Origin of the sequence: Taylorella asinigenitalis MCE3 (assembly GCF_000226625.1) — a bacterium.
In the GTDB taxonomy this organism is placed as follows: domain Bacteria; phylum Pseudomonadota; class Gammaproteobacteria; order Burkholderiales; family Burkholderiaceae_B; genus Taylorella; species Taylorella asinigenitalis.
Window position 1 is genome coordinate 1536335 of record NC_016043.1, and the last position, 25691, is coordinate 1562025.

32 protein-coding genes are annotated in these 25691 nt (G+C 40.5%); 11 read left to right on the forward strand and 21 right to left on the reverse strand.

Annotated elements, in window-relative coordinates:
* Position 1 precedes the first annotated feature (1 nt).
* The 20 genes from gltS to rplN form a co-directional block, all read right to left on the reverse strand.
* Complete coding sequence (gltS, locus tag TASI_RS07250; protein ID WP_014112115.1) at positions 2-1195, reverse strand: sodium/glutamate symporter; 1194 nt, start codon at positions 1193-1195, stop codon at positions 2-4.
* Positions 1196-2221 carry a formimidoylglutamase gene (locus TASI_RS07255; RefSeq protein WP_014112116.1) on the reverse strand — a complete coding sequence of 342 codons (1026 nt, stop codon included), beginning with the start codon at positions 2219-2221 and terminating at the stop codon, positions 1196-1198.
* Positions 2222-2468: 247 nt separating this feature from the next.
* The gene (gene rplQ, locus TASI_RS07260) at positions 2469-2858 is read right to left on the reverse strand and encodes a 50S ribosomal protein L17 (protein ID WP_014112117.1); all 390 of its coding nucleotides are present in this window, start codon (positions 2856-2858) and stop codon (positions 2469-2471) included.
* A 68-nt stretch (positions 2859-2926) separates the two neighbouring features.
* Positions 2927-3910 carry a DNA-directed RNA polymerase subunit alpha gene (locus TASI_RS07265; RefSeq protein WP_014112118.1) on the reverse strand — a complete coding sequence of 328 codons (984 nt, stop codon included), beginning with the start codon at positions 3908-3910 and terminating at the stop codon, positions 2927-2929.
* A gap of 98 nt (positions 3911-4008) precedes the next feature.
* Entirely contained in the window at positions 4009-4632 is a 624-nt protein-coding gene (gene rpsD / locus TASI_RS07270; RefSeq protein WP_014112119.1) for a 30S ribosomal protein S4, read from the reverse strand.
* A gap of 22 nt (positions 4633-4654) precedes the next feature.
* Positions 4655-5053, reverse strand: coding sequence for a 30S ribosomal protein S11 (gene rpsK, locus TASI_RS07275; RefSeq protein WP_013521707.1), 399 nt, complete (start codon positions 5051-5053; stop codon positions 4655-4657).
* 16 nt (positions 5054-5069) lie between these two features.
* Positions 5070-5435 carry a 30S ribosomal protein S13 gene (gene rpsM / locus TASI_RS07280; protein WP_014112120.1) on the reverse strand — a complete coding sequence of 122 codons (366 nt, stop codon included), beginning with the start codon at positions 5433-5435 and terminating at the stop codon, positions 5070-5072.
* A gap of 28 nt (positions 5436-5463) precedes the next feature.
* Positions 5464-5577, reverse strand: a complete 114-nt coding sequence (gene rpmJ, locus TASI_RS07820) for a 50S ribosomal protein L36 (protein ID WP_003805360.1) — start codon at positions 5575-5577, stop codon at positions 5464-5466.
* Positions 5578-5599: 22 nt separating this feature from the next.
* Entirely contained in the window at positions 5600-5818 is a 219-nt protein-coding gene (gene infA / locus TASI_RS07285) for a translation initiation factor IF-1 (RefSeq protein WP_014112121.1), read from the reverse strand.
* Between the two features lie 27 nt (positions 5819-5845).
* Entirely contained in the window at positions 5846-7174 is a 1329-nt protein-coding gene (gene secY, locus TASI_RS07290; protein ID WP_187286163.1) for a preprotein translocase subunit SecY, read from the reverse strand.
* Positions 7175-7226: 52 nt separating this feature from the next.
* Positions 7227-7670 carry a 50S ribosomal protein L15 gene (rplO, locus tag TASI_RS07295; RefSeq protein ID WP_014112123.1) on the reverse strand — a complete coding sequence of 148 codons (444 nt, stop codon included), beginning with the start codon at positions 7668-7670 and terminating at the stop codon, positions 7227-7229.
* Between the two features lie 10 nt (positions 7671-7680).
* On the reverse strand, positions 7681-7866 hold the full coding sequence (gene rpmD, locus TASI_RS07300) for a 50S ribosomal protein L30 (protein WP_014112124.1): 186 nt from the start codon (positions 7864-7866) through the stop codon (positions 7681-7683).
* A gap of 3 nt (positions 7867-7869) precedes the next feature.
* Entirely contained in the window at positions 7870-8391 is a 522-nt protein-coding gene (gene rpsE / locus TASI_RS07305; protein WP_014112125.1) for a 30S ribosomal protein S5, read from the reverse strand.
* 13 nt (positions 8392-8404) lie between these two features.
* Positions 8405-8770 carry a 50S ribosomal protein L18 gene (gene rplR, locus TASI_RS07310; RefSeq protein ID WP_014112126.1) on the reverse strand — a complete coding sequence of 122 codons (366 nt, stop codon included), beginning with the start codon at positions 8768-8770 and terminating at the stop codon, positions 8405-8407.
* A gap of 21 nt (positions 8771-8791) precedes the next feature.
* Positions 8792-9325 (reverse strand): 50S ribosomal protein L6, encoded by a 534-nt coding sequence (gene rplF / locus TASI_RS07315; RefSeq protein ID WP_014112127.1) that lies wholly within the window; start codon positions 9323-9325, stop codon positions 8792-8794.
* Between the two features lie 12 nt (positions 9326-9337).
* On the reverse strand, positions 9338-9733 hold the full coding sequence (gene rpsH / locus TASI_RS07320; protein ID WP_014112128.1) for a 30S ribosomal protein S8: 396 nt from the start codon (positions 9731-9733) through the stop codon (positions 9338-9340).
* A 10-nt stretch (positions 9734-9743) separates the two neighbouring features.
* The gene (gene rpsN, locus TASI_RS07325; protein ID WP_014112129.1) at positions 9744-10049 is read right to left on the reverse strand and encodes a 30S ribosomal protein S14; all 306 of its coding nucleotides are present in this window, start codon (positions 10047-10049) and stop codon (positions 9744-9746) included.
* Between the two features lie 11 nt (positions 10050-10060).
* Positions 10061-10600 (reverse strand): 50S ribosomal protein L5, encoded by a 540-nt coding sequence (rplE, locus tag TASI_RS07330; protein ID WP_014112130.1) that lies wholly within the window; start codon positions 10598-10600, stop codon positions 10061-10063.
* 10 nt (positions 10601-10610) lie between these two features.
* Positions 10611-10931, reverse strand: a complete 321-nt coding sequence (gene rplX, locus TASI_RS07335; RefSeq protein ID WP_014112131.1) for a 50S ribosomal protein L24 — start codon at positions 10929-10931, stop codon at positions 10611-10613.
* An 11-nt stretch (positions 10932-10942) separates the two neighbouring features.
* Positions 10943-11311 (reverse strand): 50S ribosomal protein L14, encoded by a 369-nt coding sequence (rplN, locus tag TASI_RS07340; RefSeq protein WP_014112132.1) that lies wholly within the window; start codon positions 11309-11311, stop codon positions 10943-10945.
* Positions 11312-11782: 471 nt separating this feature from the next.
* Here rplN and TASI_RS07350 point away from each other — a divergent pair, with 471 nt between their 5' ends.
* The 5 genes from TASI_RS07350 (at position 11783) to TASI_RS07370 (ending at position 18266) form a co-directional block, all read left to right on the forward strand.
* Positions 11783-13102, forward strand: coding sequence for a Na+/H+ antiporter family protein (locus tag TASI_RS07350; protein ID WP_014112133.1), 1320 nt, complete (start codon positions 11783-11785; stop codon positions 13100-13102).
* Between the two features lie 77 nt (positions 13103-13179).
* Positions 13180-14517, forward strand: coding sequence for a Na+/H+ antiporter family protein (locus TASI_RS07355; protein ID WP_014112134.1), 1338 nt, complete (start codon positions 13180-13182; stop codon positions 14515-14517).
* Between the two features lie 189 nt (positions 14518-14706).
* Positions 14707-15891: a copper-containing nitrite reductase gene (gene nirK / locus TASI_RS07360; RefSeq protein ID WP_014112135.1), complete on the forward strand. Its 1185-nt coding sequence runs from the start codon at positions 14707-14709 to the stop codon at positions 15889-15891.
* A gap of 67 nt (positions 15892-15958) precedes the next feature.
* Positions 15959-17032 (forward strand): SCO family protein, encoded by a 1074-nt coding sequence (locus tag TASI_RS07365; RefSeq protein WP_014112136.1) that lies wholly within the window; start codon positions 15959-15961, stop codon positions 17030-17032.
* Position 17033: 1 nt separating this feature from the next.
* On the forward strand, positions 17034-18266 hold the full coding sequence (locus TASI_RS07370) for a twin-arginine translocation signal domain-containing protein (RefSeq protein WP_014112137.1): 1233 nt from the start codon (positions 17034-17036) through the stop codon (positions 18264-18266).
* Here the strand turns inward: TASI_RS07370 and TASI_RS07375 are convergent.
* Positions 18263-20407 carry a heavy metal translocating P-type ATPase gene (locus tag TASI_RS07375; protein ID WP_014112138.1) on the reverse strand — a complete coding sequence of 715 codons (2145 nt, stop codon included), beginning with the start codon at positions 20405-20407 and terminating at the stop codon, positions 18263-18265. The two genes, TASI_RS07370 and TASI_RS07375, sit on opposite strands and share 4 nt — an antisense overlap.
* A gap of 54 nt (positions 20408-20461) precedes the next feature.
* Between TASI_RS07375 and TASI_RS07380 the strand changes: the two genes are divergently transcribed.
* The 6 genes from TASI_RS07380 (at position 20462) to TASI_RS07405 (ending at position 25685) form a co-directional block, all read left to right on the forward strand.
* On the forward strand, positions 20462-21022 hold the full coding sequence (locus tag TASI_RS07380) for a tripartite tricarboxylate transporter TctB family protein (RefSeq protein WP_044978192.1): 561 nt from the start codon (positions 20462-20464) through the stop codon (positions 21020-21022).
* Entirely contained in the window at positions 21022-22530 is a 1509-nt protein-coding gene (locus TASI_RS07385) for a tripartite tricarboxylate transporter permease (RefSeq protein ID WP_044978299.1), read from the forward strand. Before TASI_RS07380 ends, TASI_RS07385 begins: the two co-directional genes overlap by 1 nt.
* Positions 22531-22605: 75 nt before the next feature.
* Positions 22606-23073 carry a hypothetical protein gene (locus TASI_RS07390; RefSeq protein WP_028884337.1) on the forward strand — a complete coding sequence of 156 codons (468 nt, stop codon included), beginning with the start codon at positions 22606-22608 and terminating at the stop codon, positions 23071-23073.
* A gap of 5 nt (positions 23074-23078) precedes the next feature.
* Complete coding sequence (locus TASI_RS07395) at positions 23079-23552, forward strand: DUF1828 domain-containing protein (RefSeq protein WP_014112142.1); 474 nt, start codon at positions 23079-23081, stop codon at positions 23550-23552.
* Between the two features lie 124 nt (positions 23553-23676).
* Positions 23677-24288 carry a glutathione S-transferase family protein gene (locus TASI_RS07400; RefSeq protein ID WP_044978195.1) on the forward strand — a complete coding sequence of 204 codons (612 nt, stop codon included), beginning with the start codon at positions 23677-23679 and terminating at the stop codon, positions 24286-24288.
* 167 nt (positions 24289-24455) lie between these two features.
* Positions 24456-25685, forward strand: coding sequence for an ATP-binding protein (locus TASI_RS07405; RefSeq protein ID WP_014112144.1), 1230 nt, complete (start codon positions 24456-24458; stop codon positions 25683-25685).
* Positions 25686-25691: the final 6 nt, after the last annotated feature.

Below are 25691 nucleotides of genomic sequence, written 5' to 3' on the forward strand. Positions count from 1 at the left end.
ACTATTTAACCAAGTAATTAATAAGCCAAGTGTGCCAAGGAACAGAAACAATATCGATAAGCACTGCCCCACACAGAGGTATGATTAAAAATGCTTTTGGAGAATGAACACCATATCGTTCAGTTACTGAAGACATATTTGCTACTGCATTTGGAGTCGCACCTAGTCCATGCCCCATCATACCAGCACACATCACTGCAGAATCATATGATTTTCCAAGCAACCTAAACAGAACAAACACAGTCAACACAACCAGACACAGAACCTGTATAACCAACATAAGAATCAACGGTCCCGCAACATCGGCCAATTCCCAAAGACGCATATTCATCATGGCCATAGTAAGGAAAATACCTAAAGAAATCTCAGCTATCAAATTCACAGCTTTTTCGTTCAACGTAACCATATGCACCATATCATTAAAATTTCGCATAACTATGGCTACAAGCATAGAACCTACATAAGCTGGCAATGAATATCCTGTGCTCTGAGTGATTAGGCCTGCAACATATTCTCCTAAAACCATAGCTACAAGTAAAAGCGCCAATGTGTGAATAAATGTATAAGCTCGCACCTCTGAGTGTCTATCGTGTTTTGTTTCGTATGTAATCTCTTCGGCTTCGATCTTAAGATTGTGTTTGCGAATCAAGTAACCACCGATTGGACCACCTAAAAGGCTTCCTGCAATCAAACCGAATGTAGCTGCCGCAATGGCCACGGCTGTAGAGGAGCTAACACCGAGATCCTCAGCCATGCTGCCGAATGCGGCGGCATTGCCATGGCCACCCTCAAGTGCTACAGCTCCAGACATAACACCTATCACGGGATGTATATCCATAATCGATGCGAGCAAGACTCCAAGACCACTTTGATAAAAAGCTACAAACCAACATAACAAGAGGTAAACAATCATGGCCTTACCGCCAGCTTTTAAAAGTGTATAACTTCCGCCTAAGCCAACAGTCGTGAAGAATGCGACCATAAGCGGCGTTTGAAGCTGCACATCAAACAGAATATCTACTCCAAAAACTTTCTTTAAAATTAGAACAATAATACTGGCAATAAACCCGCCAATCACTGGCGTAGGTATCAAAAATCGCTCAAAAAATTTCACATTCACCCTGAGCGAACGACCAATTAAGAGCATCACACATGCAATCAAAAGAGTAGTTACAGAATTGAATTGAACGTGCATCTAAAGTCCTCCATGTGCAAATTCATAAACTATGTGAGCCGCTAATTTAGCGGTCCTAGAGTCGATATCATAATTTGGATTTAGTTCAGCCACTTCGAGCAAAAGTGTCTTATTGGACTTAAAGATATGTCGAAGTAACGGATGGACGATATTGTAGCCTACTCCGAGAGGTGCTGGTGCACTAACACCTGGGGCTTGTGATTGTGGAAATACATCTAGATCAATGCTTAAATGCAAAATATCTATCTGCTCGAGAAACTTATCAATGGCCGATACAAGCTGTGCGTGCGGCTTTGTGATCATTTCATAATCAAGAATATATTGCACCCCAAGTGCATTAGCACGGTCAAAAAGAATTTTTGTATTGGATTGGGTGGCAATACCCAAGGCCATATACTTCGCATTATCATATGCGTGGAGACCTTGATAGAATGGTGTGCCTGAAGTTGAATAGCCGTGAGTCCAATCTTGTGGTGTGTTTAGTGTTTTCTTTATTTCAGGGGGCTGGCCAGATTTGAGGGAATTGCTGAACACATGGAATTCGGGAGGTTCCGGTGTTTTAGGAGGCTCTCGCAAATCAAAATGAGCATCGAAATTGATAATGCCCAGTTTTTTATTTTGCGATCTTGCATACTGTGTAGTTGCTAGCAAAGAGCCGAATGCAACCTCGTGCCCTCCTCCAAGTACTATATTTTTATTATGTTCACTTAAGTGGGGCAGTATCGTTTCAGCGAGCAGAGTTTGTGCATTTTCAAGGTTGCTATCCTCACATGAAACTGTACCTAAATCTTGAATAAAAAAAGGTTTATGAACAGCAAAGCCTGCAAGCTGTTTACGAATTAAATTTGGTGCTTGGGCGGCTCCAATTCTTCCGTGATTTCTTCCAACACCCTCATCAGATGCAAATCCTACAATGAAGTTATCGGCTGGTTTTTCTGTATTAATGCAATTATGAATGCGGGCATGTGCCTCACCTTCACCATCTGAACGTCCAGTCCATTCAAAATCTTTTAATAATTTAGCCAAAACAAATTCTCTAAAAGCTAATTGAGAATGCCTATTTTAAAGGATTGTGTTGAGACTATTCAAAAGTAATATCATTTAAACGAGGATAGTCTTAAAAGCAAAAACATTGCCACAATCAAGGAATTTAAATTTTTCATCAACTCTTATAAAGCAAACTAAGACGACCTAAATGCTTACGATTTTAAATAAAAAAACCTAGCAACGGCAGGCATTGCTAGGTTTACAAAACGCTTAAAAGAAACTAGAACTATTCGTCTACTTCTTCGTCCTCAGTAGGCTCTGGACGATCTACAAATTCCATGTAAGCCATTGGAGCATTATCCCCTTGGCGGAAGCCCATTTTAAGAATGCGAGTGTAGCCACCTGGACGCTCTTTGAATCGAGGACCAAGCTCATTAAAAAGTTTCACAACTGCATCGCGGTCACGAAGACGTGCGAAAGCAATACGGCGATTTGCAACTGTAGGCTCTTTGGCTAAAGTAATTAGAGGCTCAATAATTCGACGAAGCTCTTTTGCTTTTGGCAATGTTGTTTTGATAGCTTCATGGTGAATTAGAGAAACAGACATATTTCTGAACATAGCCAAACGATGGCTTGATGTTCTATTTAATTTACGGAGACCTTGACGGTGACGCATGTTTTTTCCTTATGAATCTAAAAATACGGGTCTTCTATCCTCAAGAGGCGGCCCGTTTAAGTTAAAAATTATGGGCGTTCCAAACCAATTGGAGGCCAGTTTTCAAGCTTCATACCTAATGACAAACCGCGAGCTGTAAGCACATCTTTAATTTCATTAAGTGACTTACGACCAAGGTTTGGTGTTTTAAGTAATTCATTTTCTGTCTTCTGAATTAGATCGCCAATGTAGAATACATTTTCTGCTTTAAGGCAGTTTGCTGATCGAACTGTAAGCTCAAGGTCATCAACTGAGCGAAGAAGTACAGGGTCGATTTGCGGTGTACCACGTGCTGGTGCTTCATACATATTCGGAGAACCTTCAAGAGAAGCAAAGACACTTATTTGATCCATTAAGATGCGAGCAGCTTGACGTACCGCATCTTCAGGAGTAAGTACACCGTTAGTTTCGATATCAAGAATTAATTTATCTTGGTCTGTGCGTTGACCAACACGTGCATTTTCTACTTCATAGCTTACACGACGGATTGGGCTATATGAAGCATCAAGAATAATACGACCAATAGAGTGATGACGGTCTTCACGTAGAGCACGTACATTTCCTGGGACATAGCCGCAACCTTGCTCTACTTTAATATGCATATCAAGTTTACCGCCCTCTTGTAAGTTTGCGATAACGTGATTTGGATTAATAATTTCTACATCATGTGGCAGCTCAATATCAGAAGCTTTAATTTCGCCTGGCTCAGATTTTGAAAGTGAAAGAGTAACTTCCTCGCGACCATGCAATTTAAATACAACGCCTTTAAGGTTAAGAAGAATATCAACAACGTCTTCTTGTACGCCTTGAATTGATGCATACTCATGCACAACACCTGCGATTTGCACTTCAGTAGCTGCATAACCTGTCATAGATGACAAAAGAATACGTCTTAGTGCGTTACCTAGTGTATGACCAAATCCACGCTCGAACGGTTCCATAACAACTTTTGCATGGAAATCCGTAATTGGATTTACGATTATTGTTCTTGGTTTTAAGAATGCTTCTGACATAAATTTTCCTTTTCAATACCCTCGGCTCGTTACACCGATAAGGCTGATGGATAAAAATATGCATCACACTGCAAAGTGGCAATGCGATGCAATCTATACTATCGAGAATAAAGCTCTACGATTAGTGATTCGTTAATATCACGTGCAACATCAGCACGATCAGGAACTTGTTTAAATGTACCTTCGAATTTTTTAGTATCTACAGAAACCCACTCAGGGAATGTTAAGCTTTCAGCCAAATCTAATGCAGATTTAATGCGAGCTTGCCCTTTTGATTTTTCACGTACTGAAACTACGTCACCTGATTTAACGATAATTGAAGGAATGTCAGCTTTCTTGCCGTTTAATTCAATAGCTCCATGGCTTACTAACTGACGTGCTTCTGCACGAGTTGAGCCAAATCCCATGCGATATACAACATTATCTAGACGAGATTCAAGAAGTTGAATAAGAGTTTCACCAGTGTTACCGCGACGACGCTCAGCCTCAGCAAAATATTTACGGAATTGCTTCTCTAGTACACCGTACATACGTTTTAGTTTTTGTTTTTCACGTAATTGAGTACCGTAGTCTGATGTACGAGCACCAGAAGTACGTCCATGCTGACCCGGTTTAGATTCAAACTTACATTTAGAATCTAATGGGCGACGTGCGCTTTTTAGAAATAGATCAATACCTTCACGACGTGAAAGTTTACATTTAGGACCTGTGTAACGTGCCATTTATTATTGTTCCTTTAAGTTGCTAGATACGACGACGTTTAGGAGGACGGCAACCATTGTGCGGAACAGGAGTAATATCTGAAATGCTAGTGATTTTGATACCTAAAGCATTTAATGCACGCACAGAAGATTCACGACCAGGGCCAGGGCCTTTGATACGTACATCTAAAGAGCTGATACCATATTCCATAGCAACACGTCCCGCTGACTCGGCTGCAACCTGCGCTGCAAAAGGCGTCGATTTGCGTGAGCCTTTAAAGCCCGCTCCACCCGACGTCGCCCATGACAAGGCATTGCCTTGACGGTCAGTAATTGTGATGATGGTGTTATTAAAAGATGCGTGAACGTGGGCAATACCCTCGCTTACAACTTTTCTTACTTTTTTACGCGCACGAGTTGCGCTGTTAGAAGCTTTTGCCATTATTTAGCTACTCCGATTATTTCTTCAACGATTGAGCCGCACGACGTGGACCCTTGCGTGTACGTGCATTAGTACGAGTGCGCTGACCACGTACTGGCAGACCACGTCTGTGACGCATGCCACGATAAGTTCCAAGGTCGATAAGACGCTTAATCGAAAGTTGAACTTCACGTCGCAAATCACCTTCTACTGTAAATTCACCGATTTTTTCGCGAATTTTTTCTAATTCTTCGTCGGTTAGATCTTTTACCTTTTTAGTAGTCTCAACGCCTGCAGCTTCGCAAATTAAGCGAGAGCGTGAACGTCCGATTCCATAAATAGCAGTTAGACCGATTTCAGCATGCTGATGCGGCGGAATATTAATACCTGCGATACGAGCCATGTATTTTCCTCTATGATTGCATCAAGGCTTAGCCCTGACGTTGCTTATGTCTAGGATCTGTGCAGATTACACGCACAACTCCGTGACGTTTAATAATTTTACAATTGCGGCAAATACGCTTTACCGATGCCATGACTTTCATTTGTCACTCCTAAATAAATCCACTACTTAGAGCGGAAAACAATCCTACCGCGACTTAGATCGTATGGAGTTAATTCCACAGTCACTTTATCGCCCGGAAGAATACGGATGTAGTGCATCCTCATCTTTCCAGAAATATGACCTAACACAACATGGTCATTTTCTAGTTTCACACGAAATGTAGCGTTCGGAAGATTCTCGATCACCTCACCCTGCATTTGAATTACGTCGTCTTTAGCCATGTATCTACACCTAGAAACTTATGCCGATTATCTCATCGGTAAATTGCCGCGGAAATTTGATTTCTTAAGCAAGGCATCGTATTGATGAGACATCAAATAAGCCTGTACTTGAGCTAAAAAATCCATAGCAACAACCACAATAATTAGTAGAGATGTACCACCAAAATAAAATGGTACATTACGCCACTGCATACGCAAGAACTCTGGCATTAAGCAAACTAATGTAATGTAAACAGCTCCCACAAGAGTCAAACGCATCAAAATCTTATCGATATATTTTGCTGTATTCTGTCCTGGACGAATACCTGGGACAAAAGCCCCTGACTTTTTCAAATTATCTGCAGTTTCTCGGCTGTTAAACACAAGGGCCGTATAGAAGAAGCAGAAAAATATAACTAAAGCAGCAAATAAAGTCGTATACAAAGGTTGACCTGGGCTTAATGTAGCCGCTAAGTCGCTTAACCAACGAATGTCGCTAGAACCTGAAAACCATTGTGCAATAGTCGCAGGGAACAAAATAATTGAAGATGCAAAGATTGGTGGAATTACACCAGCCATATTAATCTTAAGCGGAAGGTGCGATGACTGCCCACCCATAATTTTGTTTCCTACTTGACGTTTTGCATAGTTGACTGTGATACGTCTTTGAGCACGCTCCACAAAAACCACAAGCATAGTAACGCCTATAACCAAAGCCAAGATAATCATCGTAGCTAAAGCACTGATCTGATTTTGAGATACCAACTCGAACATCCCAGCCAATGCCGCAGGCAATCCAGCAACAATACCTGCAAAGATAATGATTGAAATACCGTTACCTAAACCGCGTTCAGTAATTTGCTCACCTAGCCACATCAAGAACATAGTTCCAGTCACAAGACTTACTACAGTAGTAAATATGAACATAGGACCTGGTGTATAAACTAATCCAGGATACGATTCCATAAATCCTTGTAGCGATGCGGCAATACCAAATGCTTGTAAGGTGGCAATGAGCACGGTGCCATATCTTGTATATTGCGTAATCTTACGACGTCCTGCTTCACCCTCTTTCTTAATAGCTTCAAGCGACGGGATTGTCGAGGTCATCAATTGCATAATAATAGATGACGAAATATAAGGCATAATCCCTAGTGCAAACACCGAGAATCGTGATAATGCACCGCCTGAGAACATATTAAAGAAACCTAAAATCCCGCCTGACTGAGAAGAAAACACTTGCTCCATCACGGTTGGATTGATACCTGGTACAGGTATATGAGTTCCTAAACGATAGACAACTAAAGCTAATAATAAAAACACAAGACGAGAAGTCAAATCGCCATACTTCTTAGTATTTCCTAATTGATCAGGCAATGATGATTTTCTACTAGTCTGAGTTTTCTGAGCTTTTGCCACTAAATACCCCTTATTCAGATAAAGAGCCACCAGCCGCTTCAATAGCAGCTTTTGCACCAGCAGTTGCTTTAATTCCGCGAAGAACCACTTTGCGAGAAATCTCACCTGATTTGATAAGTTTCACAAATTTAACTGCTTGATCAACAATACCAGCAGCTTTAAGTGATTGAACATCGACTTCTTCGTCAGTTAACTTTTGTAAATCAGATAAACGAATTTGAGAGTACAAATGCTGATTAAACGGAGTAAAACCACGTTTTGGTAAACGACGATGAAGAGGCATTTGGCCACCTTCAAAACCTACTTTATGAAAACCACCAGAACGTGATTTTTGACCTTTGTGTCCACGTCCAGAAGTTTTACCTAAACCGGAACCAATACCACGACCAACTCTACGTTTTGCGTGTTTGCTTCCTTCAGCAGGTGATAATGTATTAAGTTGCATTTCAGCCATCATGATTCCTTTAGACTTCTGAAACTTTTACTAGATAATCCACTTTGCGGATCATGCCGCGAATCTCTGGAGTATCAAGAAGAACACGACTGCTATTTACTTTACCTAAACCTAAACCACGCACTGTAGCACGATGGTCGCTTTTAGTACCAATAACAGATCGAACTAATGTAACTTTAATTTGCTTTTGAGACATGACTTATCCTAGAATTTCTTCAACAGTTTTACCGCGTTTAGCAGCAACGTCTGATGGTGTCATGCAAGCGTTTAAGCCGTTTAAAGTAGCACGTACTAAGTTATATGGATTTGAAGAACCCAAACTTTTAGCCACAACATTACGGACACCCATAACTTCGAAAATTGCACGCATAGGACCACCAGCAATTACACCAGTACCTTCAGCAGCTGGAGAAATTAGTACTGTAGATGCACCATGTTTACCTACTACTGTGTGATGTAATGTACCATTAATAAGAGGGATCTTAGTCATACCACGACGAGCTTGTTCCATAGCCTTTTGAACCGCAACAAGAACTTCACGTGCTTTACCTTTACCCACACCGATACGACCATCACCGTCGCCGACCACTGTTAAAGCTGCGAAGCTCATAGTGCGACCACCTTTTACAGTTTTGCTAACGCGGTTTACTGCGATCATTTTTTCGCGAAAACCGTCATCACGTTCTTGGTCAGCAGTGTTTTTATTTTGTGCTTTAGCCATTTAAAACCCTTTCTTAGAACTTAAGACCAGCTTCGCGAGCAGCTTCTGCAAGCGCTTTTACGCGGCCATGATAACGGAAACCGGCACGATCAAATGCAACTGATTCGATCCCCTCAGCTTTAGCTTTTTCTGCAATACGTTTTCCAACGATAGCTGCGGCTGCCACATTTCCCCCGAATTTTTTATCGTTAGCTAGTTCTTGACGAACTTCAGGCTCTAGAGTAGAAGCCGTAACTAACACTTTGTCGCCCTCTGGCGAAATAATATTTGCGTAGATGTGCAGATTCGTACGATGTACAGATAAACGATGTACGCGTAACTGAGCAATTTTGCGGCGGGAAGCCACTGCACGACGCAAACGAGATAATTTCTTGTCCATGATATTTCCTTGCTTGCGTTATTATTTTTTCTTAACTTCTTTGATGGCAACATGCTCATCTGCGTATCTAACGCCCTTACCTTTATAAGGCTCAGGTGGACGATATGCACGAATATTTGCTGCAACTTGACCTACTGCTTGCTTATCGTGAGATTTAAGAACGATCTCAGTTTGCGATGGGCATTCAGCTTTAACACCTTGTGGCAATGGATGAATAATATCGTGCGAATAACCTAATTCAAGTTTAAGATTTTGACCTTGAACTTGTGCACGATAACCGACACCGATAAGTGTTAAGCGACGCTCAAAACCTTTACTCACACCAGTAACCATATTATTTACTAGAGCACGCAATGTTCCTGACATTGCATTTGCGTGACGTGAGTCGTTTGCTACAGCAAATGTGATTTTTCCGTCATCTAAGCTAACAACTACATCGTTTGAAAGTTCCTGTTTAAGCTCACCTAAAGGACCTTTTACGTTTATGCTATCAGCTGCGATTTTAACTTCAACTCCACTAGGTACTACTACTGGATTTTTTGCGACACGAGACATCTATATACCCCCTTACGCTACGTAGCAGATAACTTCACCGCCAACGCCTTCAGAGCGCGCTTTGCGGTCTGTCATAACGCCACGGGATGTGGAAACAATAGCAACACCTAAGCCATTCATAACTTGAGGAATGCTGTCATGACCTTTGTACACGCGAAGACCAGGACGAGATACACGTTCGATACGTGAGATTACTGGTTCATCTTTATAGTACTTAAGTTCAATCTCAAGTTGAGGCTTAGTTTTATCGCCGTTAACTTGATAGTTTTCGATATAACCTTCTTCTTTTAGAACTGCAGCAATAGCTACTTTTAGCTTAGAAGATGGCATAGAAACTGATACTTTTTCGACTTGCTGTGCATTACGAATGCGAGTCAACATATCTGCGATTGGATCGCTCATGCTCATAATATTTCTCCTACCAGCTCGCTTTAGTCATACCAGGCACTTCACCACGCATAGCTGTCTCGCGTAGTTTGTGACGAGTTAAACCAAACTTGCTGAATACGCCACGTGGACGTCCAGTAACAGAACAACGGTTACGTACACGAGTTGGATTCGCGTTACGTGGAAGTTGCTGTAACTTCAAACGTGCTTGATAACGCTCTTCATCAGTTTTAGATTGATCATCGATAATCGCTTTAAGAGCCGCACGTTTAGCTGAATATTTTTCAACTAATTTTGCACGCTTGATATCACGATTTATAAGTGAAAGTTTAGCCACTATATCGCCCCTTAGTTTCTGAATGGGAAGTTGAAGGCTTTTAATAAAGCTTTTGCTTCCTCATCTGTTTTAGCTGACGTGGTGATACTAATGTTTAAACCACGTAAAGCATCAATTTTGTCGTACTCAATTTCAGGGAAGATAATTTGCTCTTTAACCCCTACGTTGTAGTTACCGCGTCCGTCAAATGCACGGCCAGAAATACCACGAAAGTCTCTTACACGTGGCAATGCTACCGTAACTAAACGATCAATAAATTCATACATGCGTTGACCACGTAAAGTCACCATGCAACCAATTGGATAGTTTTCGCGAATCTTAAATCCCGCAATCGCTTTACGAGTTTTAGTAACTACAGGTTTTTGACCAGCGATTTTAGTTAAATCCGCAACTGCGTTTTCGATAACTTTTTTATCTGATACAGCCTCAGAAACACCCATATTAAGTGTTACTTTAGTAATGCGAGGCACTTCCATATCGCTTTTGTAGTTAAATTGAGATTTCAATTCAGCTACGATTTTATCTTTGTATAAATCTTGTAAACGAGCCATAATTCACCGCCTATGCTTTAACGCCAACGACTTCGCCGTTGCTACGGAACACACGAACTTTACGACCGTCTTCTTCTTTAAAAACTACTTTATCCGCTTTACCTGTAGCAGCATTGAAAATCTGCACATTAGAAATATGGATAGGTAAATTTTTAGACACAATACCACCAGGATTATTAGCCATAGGGTTTGGTCGAGTGTGTTTTTTAACTACGTTAACGCCTTCTACGATTACGTGATCAGCATCAACCCTCTCAAGCACTACACCACGACGTTTTTTGTCGCGACCTGCGATAACAATAACTTCATCGCCTTTACGAATTTTATGCATAGTGCCGCTCCTTAAATAACTTCTGGAGCCAATGAAACGATCTTCATAAAACGCTCTGTACGTAATTCACGAGTTACAGGGCCGAAGATACGAGTACCAATAGGCTCTAGTTTAGAGTTAAGAAGTACCGCAGCATTTCCGCCGAAACGGATTAGAGAACCGTCTTTACGACGCACACCTTTAGCTGTGCGTACAACTACTGCGTTATAAACTTCACCTTTTTTTACGCGGCCGCGAGGTGCAGCATCTTTAACGCTTACTTTGATTATGTCACCAATAGAAGCGTAACGGCGCTTAGATCCGCCTAATACCTTAATGCACATAATGCGGCGTGCACCAGTGTTATCAGCCACGTCTAACGTGCTTTGCATTTGTATCATGATGTCAATCTTCCGATTTATAAATCCAACTTAATTCCTAAAAGGCAAAAGTCACATTAAGGCTGGGTGCCATAATTGAGCTTTACAAAAAGCCTAATAAAAATCAGTTTTGGCCAAGCAAAATTGCTTAAAATCTACTAGATTAAATTTCTAAATAAGCTAATAGATTACTAACGTTGCGGCTAATACTTATTTGTTTTTATACGCACTAATCCGCTAAAAATCTTTAAAATTTCTTTTTTTATCCTTTCTCTTTTTGTATTAAAAAGAAAAAGTAAAGACTCACATTCTAAAAAAAATTTTAAATTAATGCAAGATATTTTGCTAAATTTATATATACAACCGTTGATTTTTATCATTTTTTGTACGAAAACCACAAAAACTCCTAAGGGCAAATACCTATTTTTAAAATTTTTTTGAAATTGAGTGTATCTTTTTTAGTAATGTTTAATATTTTTTTCGGAGGGCGTCATGAATGCAGTTGTGCTAGCAGTGATTGTAATGCTTGTTTTAGCAGTGTCACGCATGCACGTTGTACTAAGCCTTCTGATTGCAGCTTTAGTAGGTGGTCTTGTTTCTGGCCTTTCACTTATAGAGACGGTTGATGCTTTTCAAGCTGGTTTAGGAAACGGTGCACAAGTTGCATTGTCTTATGCTCTATTAGGTGCTTTTGCAATGGCTATTGCACACTCAGGACTACCTGAGATGTTATCAAGTAAAGTAATTACTACTATACGAAATAATCCTCGAAGCACAAATCTAAAATGGATGGTTATCACTGTCGTTGTGATTATGGGCATGCTCTCTCAAAACATAATCCCTATCCACATTGCCTTTATACCGATTGTAATTCCTCCGCTTTTAGTTGTATTTAACCAATTTAAAGTAGATCGTCGCATGATTGCTTGTGCTATTAGCTTTGGTTTAGTCACATGTTATATGACCCTACCTTATGGATTTGGTGAAATTTATCTTAACCAAATTCTTCTTCCTAATATCGAGCAGGCGGGTCTAAGCACATCAGATATTAGCATTATTAAAGTTATGCTTATTCCTGCTTTAGGTATGATTTTTGGTTTGTTATTTGCTATTTTTGTAAGTTATCGCAAACCACGTACATATCTTGATGCAGATTCTACTAATATGGTAGCAAATATGAAGGCTCCTGAGATTTCTAGCTTTAGGAGTCTTGTTGCAATTGGTGCAATTGTAGCGGCTTTCGTTGTGCAACTAATAACAGACTCATTGATTTTAGGAGCTCTGTCTGGGTTCGCTCTATTTATAGTAACTGGTGTTATTAAATGGAAAGCATCAGAAGGAATATTCTCTGAGGGGCTTCGTTTAATGTGTATGATTGGCTTTATCATGATTACAGCTCAAGGATTTGCTGAAGTTATGAAAGCTACTAAAGAGATTGAGCCTCTAGTTCGTGCTTCTACTGAGATTTTCGGTGATAGCAAGTTGATGGCTGCTTTTTCGATGTTACTTGTTGGATTGCTAGTAACTATGGGTATCGGTAGCTCATTCTCTACTCTTCCAATTATTGCTGCCATTTTTGTTCCAATTTGTACAGCATTAGGATTTAGTCCTGCAGCTACGGTTGCACTTATCGGCACAGCTGGTGCACTTGGTGACACAGGGTCTCCAGCTTCTGATTCTACACTTGGCCCAACTTCAGGTCTAAATATCGACGGTCAGCATGATCATATTAGGGATACTGTTATCCCTACTTTCCTGCATTACAACGTACCTTTACTTATTGCCGGGACGATCGCTGCCTTAGTACTCTAAATTAACTTTAGCAAATGCGACCCTAGGACCGGCAGGTTCTAGGGTCTTTTTTTTACTTCTTTAAAAAGGAAATTATTATGAACTCAGTAGTTTTAGCCGTGATAGTGATGCTTGTGTTATCAATAGCACGCGTTCACGTGATTCTAGCCCTGATTATCGGGGCATTGGTTGGAGGCCTGGCCTCGGGACTATCCCTGTCAGATACCTTAGGTGCTATGTCAGATGGCCTTGGCAATGGTGCCGAAACCGCCCTCTCTTACGCTTTACTAGGCGCTTTTGCTATGGGTATCGCTCATTCAGGATTACCTGAATTCATCACAAGCAAAGTGATTGAGAGCACTAGGAGAAATCCCAAAAGTACGACCATAAAATGGGCCGTCATATTTGTTCTTTTCCTACTCGGTTGCTTCAGCCAAAACCTAATCCCAATTCACATTGCGTTCATTCCTATCGTAGTTCCACCTCTAATCATTATTTTCAACACATTTAAGATGGATCGCCGCATGATTGCGTGTGCTCTAAGCTTTGGTATGGTTGCGTGTTATATGGCATTTCCATATGGATTTGGTGATATTTTCTTAAACAAAATCATTATCCCTAATGTAAATAATGCAGGTAAGCCATATGGCCTTGACGTAAGCAATGTAAATATTATCGGATCAATGATAATTCCATTTATCGGGATGTTTATCGGCTTACTTATTGCCATTTTCATCTCATATCGCAAACCTCGCGAATATCGTACAGTCGAAAGCGTTGCAGATACATCATTAGAAACCACAGATCAACCGCAATACTCTACATTCCGCAATTTAGTGGCTCTTGGCTCAATCGTGGTTGCGTTTGTAGTTCAGCTTGCGACAGGCTCGTTACTTATGGGGGCAATGCTCGGGTTCGCATTATTCCTAGTAACTGGAGTGATTAAGTGGAAATCTGCAGACGGCATTTTCACTGAAGGTTTGAAAATGATGTGCATGATTGGATTTATCATGATTACCGCTCAAGGCTTTGCTTCCGTGATGAATGCCACTAAAGAAATTGAACCCCTTGTTCGTTCATCTATCGAGATATTCGGTGGCAGCAAAATGATGGCTTCATTTGCAATGCTGGCAGTTGGTTTGCTTGTAACTATGGGCATTGGTAGCTCGTTCTCGACAATCCCTATTATTACGACTATTTTCGTTCCTATTTGTGCAAGTCTTGGATTTTCGCCTGAGGCTACTATCGCATTAATCGCTACAGCTGGTGCTCTTGGAGATACAGGGTCCCCTGCATCCGATCAAACCCTAGGCCCTTCTTCAGGTTTAAATGTCGATGGACAACACGACCACATCAAGGACACAGTAATTCCTACTTTTGTTCACTTTAATATTCCTTTACTTCTTGCTGGAGTAGTAGCAACTATGGTTTTATAGTTGCTAGGGTGGCAATGCGAACGTATTGCCACCAAACGTTGTTTTAAAACTAAATCCCCTAAAAAACGTACGGAATCTAAGTTATTGATATAGTATGGGGCGGCTTAAAAAATTGATTCAAATCAATTTATTGTCCACACAATATACTAAACTATTAGCAGAGACCTAAATTTTTTTAAGGGGAGTTATATGAAACAAAAACTAATTCTTTCGGCACTATTGGCGGCGTCAGTGTTTGGCGGAGGCATTGCCACAGCACAAGAAGCTGCTCCAGCAACCACAGGCGGACTACCTGGCTATGAAGTTAAAAAGGCACCAGATTCAATCAAGGACCTTGAACGCGTAAAACTCGATTTGAAAGAGCCTCCGTTTGTTCATGAACATAGTCTAGAGGCACCTGCGGCTCCTCGCCTAGTAGAAGTTACTATGGAAATCGAGGAAAAAGAAATTGAAGTTGAGCCTGGTGTGTTTATGTGGGCTTTTGCATATAACGGAAGTGTTCCTGGTCCGCTTATTGTTGTACATGAAGGCGACTATGTTGAATTGACTCTTAAAAACAAAGCGACAAACACGTTGGTTCATAATATTGACTTTCACGCATCAACTGGTGCTCTAGGAGGTGGAGAATTAACTTATGTGGCTCCTGGTCAAGAAGTTAAGCTTCGTTGGAAAGCAATTAAACCAGGCGTTCATATCTATCACTGTGCTCCAGGTGGTGCTATGATTCCTTGGCACGTAGTTCATGGCATGAACGGTGCTGTTGTAGTTCTTCCTAAAGAAGGGCTTCGCGATAAAGAGGGTAATAAACTAACTTACGATAAAGCTTTTTATATCGGTGAACAAGACTTCTATATTCCTAAAGATAAAGATGGAAAATGGATGCGCTTTGAAAATGCGTCTATGTCTTACGCTGAAGACGTAGCAACTATGAACACTCTTATTCCTACTCATATCGTATTCGGTGAACGCAAACACCAATACACAGGCGAAAATGCTATGACTGCTAAAGTTGGCGAAACTGTGATGATTTATCACTCACAAGCGAACCGTCAGTCATATCCTCACCTCATCGGTGGTCATGGTGAATATGTTTGGGAACGCGGTAATTTTAACGATGCTCCTGTTACTGACATAGAAACTTGGATGATTGCTGGTGGGTCGGCTGGTGCAGCTATGTATAAATTCAAACAACCTGGCACCTATACTTATCTGAGCCATAACTTGATTGAAGCAGTGAACTTCGGTGCATTGGCACATATAAAAGTAGATGGTGTTTGGGATAATGATCTTATGGAACAAACATTAGCTCCTACTATGATGGACCAAGAGGCTGCTAAAGCTGAAGAGCCTGCACAAGACAAAGCTAAGAAATAAGCTAAATTCTGTGTAATATATAAGGCGGCTTTTATGGGCCGCCTTTTCTACATTTTATGAGTTAAACATGATTAGATTATTGATGGCAATGCTCCTGCTCTTATCAACTCCAATCCTTTCAGCACAAAGTGCTATCCAAGGGAAGCCGCTAGAGTTCAAGCTAATGGACAATTTGGGCACTAAAACAGAGGCTGATTTCAAGGGCAAATATATGCTTTTGGCTTTTGGATATACATCTTGTCCCGATATATGTCCGATGACATTGGCACAAATTAATGAAGCCCTAGATAAGATTCCAAACGATGTGGCTCAAAATATTGTTCCAGTATTCGTAAATATCGATCCAGTTAATTCAACGCCTGAAACTCTTAATGCATATGTTGATTATTTTGATGAACGATTTGTTGGATTGACGGGAAGCATAGATTCTGTGCAATCTTTGACAAATCAGTTAGGTGCTACATTTGGATATCGTCTTGACGGGAAAAAACTAGAGGAGCCTAAGCTTGGGATGATGTACACGGTATATCACAGCACTCTAATTTATCTTATTGGACCAGATTCAAAACTTCTAGACACATACGATTATCAAATCGCACCAGAGGATTTAGCTAATAAGGTGACTGAGGCTATTGCCCCTAATATTACTAACGAAAGAGAGCCAGAAAAGAAAAAGATCACATCAATATCTAAGCAAGTGGCACATAAGAGAAGCGAGAAGGCGTGTGCATTGCCAGAGGGATTTAAAGAAGCGAAAACAGGTTTTGAACTCTCTCAAATCGATGCGATAAAAAGTAGCGGAAAAAAAGTGGAATTACTTAATATGTGGGCTTTGTGGTGTGCTCCTTGTCGCAAAGAGTTGCCTGTACTACATGAATTCAAAAAGCATAGTAGTGAAATGGGCGTAATCACGCTAAATTTAGCCGATGGGGAAGAGAAAATCACAAAATTTTTCGATGAGCAAAAGTTTGTCCATCTAGACAAATTCACCTATCCTAAAATGGATTTACTTCGCAAACTCGGAGGAATCGGATTGCCGTTTAATGCCTTATTTGTAGATGGAAAACAAGTTGCATTTAAAAACGGAATTATTAAAGAGACAGAGTCACTAAGTGAATACGCAAATTGCGTTGCAAAATGATATGAAAAATTCGAGAAGATCTTTTCTTAAGGGTGTTGCGGCAGGTGCATGTGGACTAGGTTTTGGGGGGAAGCTGGGGGCTCAGGCATTTCCACGGCAAGATTTAAAAATTGAGCCTAAGTATCAATCAAAAAAATCTTTACATGAGCCGACTCGATATCTTTTTATTACCGATATTATGTCTACATATTTGAGTGTATATGATATTGAAACTGCTCATCGTGTTGCACATATTAATTTAAATTTTAGGCCCGATACCATTGAGATGGCACGCGACGATAGTATGCTTGCAATTGGAAATCGTGAGCTAAATGGGCTGGTGCTTCTTGACCTTAAAGATGCATCTTTCCGCACACTTATGATGCCCTCACCTGTGCATCAAATATTTTTCATTCCGCAAACTAAGTTGCTGGCAGTGGGTTTGAGAGATCAGGTAGGTGTCGTCGATTACGAAAACGATAAGGTCGATATTTTTTCAAGAAAATTCGATTCTGAAAATCGCACAAACTCTCAGTTCACTTATTACAAACTTCTGTTTAGCTCTTTTAGTCAAACATATTGGGTGTTAGATCGCGAAAAGCCCACTATCTATCGCAAGAATGGCTTGGATAAAAGCGATTGGACAACCTTAGATCTTAGTAAGCGGCTACGAAAGCCGGCTGGATTGGACAAGGGCATTGCCAGTCCAGAAGATTTTATGCTTGCCTTCAATACTTTTGAAGGAGACGAGGGGCTCATCTATTTTCCACAAGAGGATAAGCTTTTAAGCACAGGCCCAATGTACACGGTGGGCTCAACATGGCGGCCGCTAGTTATGCCCTATATCGATCAGTATTCGCAACGTGTGATTTTTGCGGATATGTCAGGACATGTGGCCTATTTTGATTTACGCGAAAAGGATCCTAAGCCGCATCGGTTTGAGCTGCCTTTTTCGCCGCGAATCATACGAAGCGGATGGCTTGAATCGACTTGGATTGTGGGCGGCGATAAGGCTTTGCATTTTCAATCATATGAAGACCCGTCGGATAAGGTCACCTATGAATTCCCATATCAAGTTGTCGATATGTGGGTGACAGGCGATAGCAAAACCTTACTGCTCACTGTAGACGAAGGGCCAGCCGAGATCTGGAGATTCGATATTCGATCCCGCGAGATGCTCGACCCAATTAGCGTGCGTGGCGTTGTTATGGCCAACCAGATTCGTATGGGAAGCAACAACAGTATTTGCTACTAAAATTTCCTCAAACGCATAGCATTTGTGACCACGCTTATCGAGCTAAGAGCCATGCATAGTGCGGCTAATGAAGGAGTAAGATATCCAGCCGCTGCTAGTGGAATGCCTACTGCGTTGTACACAAGTGCGAAAAATAAATTTTGTTTTATATTACGCACAGTAGATTTTGCAATGCTAATCGCATGACCTACGTTTGCGATATTATTCTTCACTAATGTAATATCGGCTACCTGCTCAGCCACAGCTGCAGCGGATTTCACGGAAATACCTACGTCTGCCTGTGCAAGTGCGGCGGCATCGTTTATTCCGTCCCCGACCATAGCGACAATATTTCCCTGCGATTGAAGTTCCTTGATTTTTTCAAGCTTATCGCGTGGTTTAACTTCAGCAAAGAGCCGTGTGATACCTAGTTCTTGGGCGATTCGCTTTACTGTGCTTTCGCGATCTCCTGATAGCAAAAAAGCGGCCACTTCGTGCCGACCCAATTCATCGAGTACAGCTTTACTATCTTCTCGAAGTTCATCTGCGATCAAAACAGTCCCTAAGAGCTCGCTTGTTTCTGCGTTTGAGATACATATGATGGATCCTCGTCCTTCCCACTTCTCAAGTATGTTCGATGGCACTTGAGCTTGCGTAAATGCAGGGCTTCCTACTTTAAGTGGCAATGCCCCCGCTTCCATCTCCACTTTTCCGCTTGCACCCTCTCCGACTATATTCTCCACATTATCGGCAAAGTGCAAATCAAGCCCTTCTTCATAAGCTTTGCTTACTATTGCGTGTGCTAGTGGATGCTGAATAAATTGCTCCAATGAAGCCGCCAATTGCAAGGCATTATGCGAACCAAAGTTTTCATACTCCACAACAGTTGGCTGCCCCCGTGTCAATGTCCCCGTCTTATCAAAAACTACAGTATCGACTTTTGCAGTTTGCTCAAGTGTGGCCGCCTCCTTAACCCAGATACCTTTACGAAATGCATTTCCAAGGCCGACCATCATAGCCGCTGGAGTAGCAAGCCCTAACGCACATGGACACGCAATCACAAGCACAGCCACTGCATTCATAAGCCCCCTCTCCCATTGAGGCAGATACCACAAGAAAGTGACCGCAGAAATAAGAATGACCACAGGAACAAAAACAGCTGAGACTCTATCCGCAATACGTGAAATTGGCGCTTGGCTGCCCTGAGCTTCCGATAATGCCGCCATTAAATCACCCAAGAATGTCTCGCGCCCCACGCTTGTGGCAATGTATTCGACACTCCCATCCTCTACTAATGCGCCCGCAGAAACAATATCTCCAACAGCCTTTTTAACCAACTCCGACTCACCAGTAAGATGACTCTCATTGCACATCGCTACGCCCTGATACACCTCTCCATCTGTGGCAATGCGATCGCCGTGATTCGACCTAATTCGATCCCCAACTTTAACTTTATGAAGTGGAACCTTCATCCACTCTCCATCTCTGAAAGCCATGACCTCAGGCGGGAGCAGCTTCAATAGCGACTGAAGACTATTAAGACTTTGCTTTTTATTGCGAGTTTCTAAAAATTTACCGAGGCTTACAAAAGCCACAATCATCACTGAGCCTTCAAAATAGACAGCATGTGCATGACCATAAACGAGCCACGTTACAACTGAATACACATAAATGGCAGTCGTTCCTAAAACGACAAGCACGTCCATATTTGCCATGCCACCGCGAACCGATGCCCATGCACTTTTATAAAATGGCAATGCTATCCAAAATTGCACCACAGTTGCGAGCAAGAACTGAAGCCATGCTGGAATCATCCACGAATGCGAGCCAAAAAGCATTCCAATCATGCCCACAAAAAATGGCAATGAAATTAAAATCAAAACTTTCAGACGCAAAGGCAACTTCATCTCTACAATAGTGTCTTTTTGAAGCTCACCTTTAAAGCCTCCTGACTGCATTGCTAATAAAATCTTCGGCATCACATAGTCGCGATCCGTTCCATCATGAAGTTCAATCTGAGCCTCTTCACTTGCAAAATTTACAGAGGCTTCTTTTACATAGGGTTGAGAATTAAGTAGTTTTGTCAGACGCGTTGAGCAACCCTGACAATGCATTCCACTCACAGAAAGTCGAAGTTTATCAGTGGCTGTATTATTAGACATGTTAAAATTATCCCCTTTAAAATCCAATAGATACGTTCAATTAATCCACCCATCATGATAATTAAAAACGAGCAAGACTTCTATAGTGGCCTTATGTTTATGGCATTTGGCGGCTTCTTTGCGGTCTACTCATATATCAAATATGATATGGGCGATCTTATGCGATTAGGTCCAGGATTTTTCCCTCTCGCCTTAGGCTTATTGCTTGTTGTGATTGGTGCAATCGTTGGACTGCAAGGGCTTCGTGGAGAAGCTAATCCCGAGACTCGCATCGGAAAATTCGATTGGGATATTTTAATACTTATTATCGGCTCAGTACTCTTTTTTGCATTTGCACTTAAAGCACTGGGACTAATGCTCACAATTGTTTGCGTGTGCCTTCTAAGTAGCCTTGCAAGCCACGATTTTAGTTTCCGTGCGGCCATAGCTATAGCAATATTTATGGCTATTTTTTCATGGCTTGTATTTATCGAAGGGCTCGGGATGGTACTTCAAATGTGGCCTAGCCCACCATCTGAATGGTCTTTTGTAGCGATAGCATTTATTGTTTGTGCCTTAATTCTAGCTGCATTTTTGTTAATTCGTCGCACCCGCAATGAGAGTGTGAACTTATGATGGACATAATTCAGAATTTAGCTTTAGGGCTTGATATCGCATTTACTCTTGAGAATCTTGCGTATGCACTTATTGGGTGTTTGCTAGGGACCATGATAGGAGTGTTGCCTGGTATCGGGCCAGTGCCGACGATTGCGATGTTATTGCCACTAACATATGTCTTGCCGCCCACTGCAGGGCTTATTATGCTTGCAGGAATCTATTATGGGTGTCAGTATGGAGGCTCGACAACCGCAATTTTAGTGGCTTTGCCAGGAGAGACAAGTTCCGTTGTGACGGTGCTTGATGGACATAAGATGGCACAGAAAGGGCGTGCGGGGGCGGCATTGTCACTAGCGGCGATTGGCTCTTTTTTTGCGGGATGCGTGGCCACTTTATTGCTTGCGGCCTTTGCAGCACCTATGTCTGCTATGGCCTTGAAATTCGGTCCTGCAGAATATTTTTCCTTAATGGTGCTTGGTCTAATTGGTGCCGTGGTTCTTGCTTCGGGCTCGTTCATTAAGGCTGTCGGCATGATTATTTTGGGACTATTGTTTGGGATGATAGGCACGGATGTGGATTCTGGAGAGCCTAGATACGACTTTGGTTTGGGACAGTTGCAAGACGGTTTGGATTTCGCTGTCGTGGCTATGGGTATATTTGGCCTTGCTGAGATTATGCGAAATTTGTCTATGCGTGAAAATCGTCTTACGCTTACGGACAAAATCGGCTCCTTGTATCCGAATCGAGAAGAGATTAAGCAGTCAGTCCCAGCCATTGCACGGGGCACTGCCATAGGATCTGCCCTAGGTGTGCTTCCTGGCGGAGGTGCAGTGCTTTCATCTTTTGCTTCATATACGGTCGAAAAAAAGTTAGCAAAAAATCCTCAGCAAGTTGGCAATGGCTACGCCCCCTGTCTCGCTGGTCCTGAATCCGCCAACAATGCGGCTGCTCAAACTTCATTTATCCCAATGCTAACCCTAGGCATTCCTGGAAATGCGGTGATGGCTTTAATGATTGGGGCGATGATTATTCATAATATTCAACCAGGCCCACAAGTTATGACAAGTCATCCTGAGATGTTTTGGGGATTGATTGCATCAATGTGGATTGGTAACTTGATGCTAGTTGTACTAAATCTTCCATTAATCGGACTGTGGGTTAAGTTATTGAAGGTTCCGTATCGCATGCTATTTCCTGCAATATTGATTTTTTGCTTAATTGGTATCTATTCTCTTGAAAACGATACTTTTGATATCTTTGCACTTGCAGTGTTTGGAGTGTTGGGATTTTTTTGGAACAAGCTTAAATGCGAACCTGCACCACTACTTTTGGGATTGGTGTTGGGAGGCATGATGGAAGAGAATTTCAAAAGAGCAATATTATTATCGCGAGGCGATTATACGACCTTCCTCACAAGACCAATATCAGCCGTGATTCTTGCTATTGCCGTGGGATTGATAGTTGCGACGGCATTGCCTGCGATACAAAGAAAACGCAAAGAAACGTTTGTCGACGAAATGGATTAAAACATCCACCCCCCCCCTTTTTCTCTTATAAGAAATAGCTCCTAAACTCAAGATTGATTTATTTAGGAGATTGATTTGTTTGCAACACCACCAAATTACGAGGAATATTTGCATTTTCTTCGAACGCACAAATTCTATGCAAAAGAGTTGCCTCAATGGGAACTGGATAAAGTTGAAAAAAGATTAGTTTCATTAGAATTTTTTTTGCACAATGAAAAAAATGAAATAACTAGATTCTTCGTGCATTTCAAAATAATAAAGCTGAAGAATAAAAATGTTTTTAAATATGATTTTTCCTTAAGTTATCTAACTAAGAGTGCTAAGATAAGAATCTACCAAATAGAGATAGGTCTGATAAAAGACAGAAGACATAAGCACACATTACCTCATGAGCATATTGGTGATAGTCCTGAGGGGAGAATAATTGGTAGTTATGATTGGTTTGATTGGTCTTACAATGATGTACTTGAACATTTTTGTTCTAGAGTGTTGATTGATTTTGATTGCAAGCCTATTAACCCCTTAAATTTATTTATGGATTAAAACTAATGAACACGACAAATGATTTAATTACTCAAAACGACTATCCATCACCTAGTATATTCACTGAAGATGGATATACCTATGTAGCCCTTCCTTTTCTTCATTGGGATTATGATGCAATTTATTTGATAGTTTCACAACTTGAAAATGGAGACTATCTTATTTCTGATCAGTATGAAATTTTCGACCATTTTAGTGGTAGTGGTGTGAATAATATCTATTCTACGGAGCTATTTCCTGAATTCAGTGAACTTTTTAACTACTACGGTATAAATAATAAAAATGGTGAATTAACGTTAAGATCTACCAAGCAAAATCTAGTCAAAAATTTTTATAGGTTTGTAGAAGTTATTAAGCAAATAGTGAAATGGGAAAGTGATATTTTCAAGGACCATATCTATAGACCTTTTGATACTGTCTTGAGTACTCCTGATTATTTAAAAGACGAGAAAAAATTAACTCACAATATTAATCCCTAGCTAAAGTATCAAAACGTTTCAATTCAGGTTAATTGTAATTAATGCTCGTTAAAATCTAGTAAAAGCTATGCTTAACTTTATAGTTCGATGGCATAGTTTAGGAAATTTAATTTTGGAGAATGATATGAAACTTTATTATGCACCTGGTACTTGCGCTGTTGCATGCTGGATTGCGGCTGAATGGGCTGGAGTTGACTACCAAGTAGAAAAAGCTGCTTTGGGTACTGAAGAATACAAAAAAATAAATCCACTAGGTTCTGTTCCTGCTTTAGAGCTTGAAGATGGGCAGGTTCGTACCCAAGCGGTTGCGATTATGAATTATATTGCCAAACAAGCGAAAGAGAAGGATTTACTATCTGATCAAGGCGATGCTGAAGAAGCTAAATTTGATGAAATTATGTTTTTTCTAGCTTCTGATTTTCACCCTGCTTTTTGGCCATTTTTTGGTCCGCAAAAATTCACTACTTCAAGCGATGATGCTGCTCTTGAAGCTGTGAAAGAGGCTGCTTATGCACGTATTGACCGTGTTATGAATCATCTTGATGCATTAATTGGTAGCGATGACCATGTTTATAAAAATAAAAGAACAATTGCGGATGCTTATGCTTACGTAATGGCTAATTGGACTAAGAAAATCCCTAAAGATTATACGAACTATCCTAATGTAAATCGCTTTATGGAGTCCATGAATCAATGTGAGGGCGTAAAAAAAGTAATGGCTGATTCAGTTAAATAGGCCTTATTTTTCAAATCATTTAAGAGGAACACCCATGAATAGTGGGTGTTTTTTTATGCTTAAAGGCCGTTTTATGGTCAATTTTTATACTTATAATGAATAAAATTCTCTGAAATCGAAAGTTTTTATACTTATAATGAATAAAATTCTCATTTAAAGTTTAAATTATGATTCCTAGACCCACTTACTTAGACAAAATAAAAAAATTCATAGACCTGCCTGTGGTCAAAGTCTTAACAGGAATACGTCGTAGTGGGAAGTCTACTGTCTTAAAGCTTCTGGCCCAAGAATTGAAAAATCGAGATATAAATGAAAGAAATATTATTTATATAAATTTAGAAATGCTCTCAAATGAAAATCTATTAAAAGAAGGAGAATTATATAAATATATTTCTAGCCAAGTTAATAAAAAAGAAAAATTTTATGTTCTTATAGATGAAATACAAGAGGCCTTTAAATGGGAAAGGGTTATTAATTCCTTAATGGCTGAGTTTGATCTTGATTTATATATTACTGGATCAAATTCTCGATTATTATCATCTGAACTATCAACTTATTTAGCTGGAAGATATGTAGAAATTAATATATTCACCTTGTCCTATTTAGAATTTATTGATTTCAAAAAGCATTATTCAACACTCACAGATACAAATCCTAAAAGTTCAAGAGAGCTATTTATTGAATACAGTCAAAAAGGAGGGTTTCCAATTGTTCATCTAGCAGAGCACTCCTTAGACACATGCTTCAAACTTGTTCAGGATATCTATAGCTCAGTCATCTTGAGAGATACTATTCAAAGACATAATATTCGGGATACAGAACTTTTGAATAGAGTCGTAAATTATGTCTTTGATAATGTTGGAAATACGTTTTCAGCTCAGAATATTGCTGACTACTTTAAAAGTCAGCAAAGAAGTATCAGTTTAAACACAATCTACGAATATCTGAATGCTCTTGAAGGTGCATTTATTATATATAGATGCAAGCGGTATAACCTTAAAGGAAAAGAGATTTTAAAAACTCAAGAGAAGTTCTATCTGGCAGATATTTCTTTACTTTATTCAATGCTAGGATTTAGGCCAACTTATATTTCTGGAGTTCTAGAAAATATTGTCTATTTAGAATTAAGAAGAAGAGGATATGATGTATTTGTGGGAAAACTTAACTCGATGGAAATCGATTTCATTGCCACCCAAAATAATATGAAATTATATATTCAGGTGGCATACAAAGTAGAAAGTCCTGAGACTGTAGAGCGTGAATTTAAGCCCTTGTTAGCGGTGAAAGATAATTATCCTAAATTTGTAATATCCACGGACGAGGCCAATTTAGGGAATCATGAAGGCATAGAGCACAAAAATATAGTCGATTTTCTGATGGAAGGGGCGCAGATTTAAAAGCCC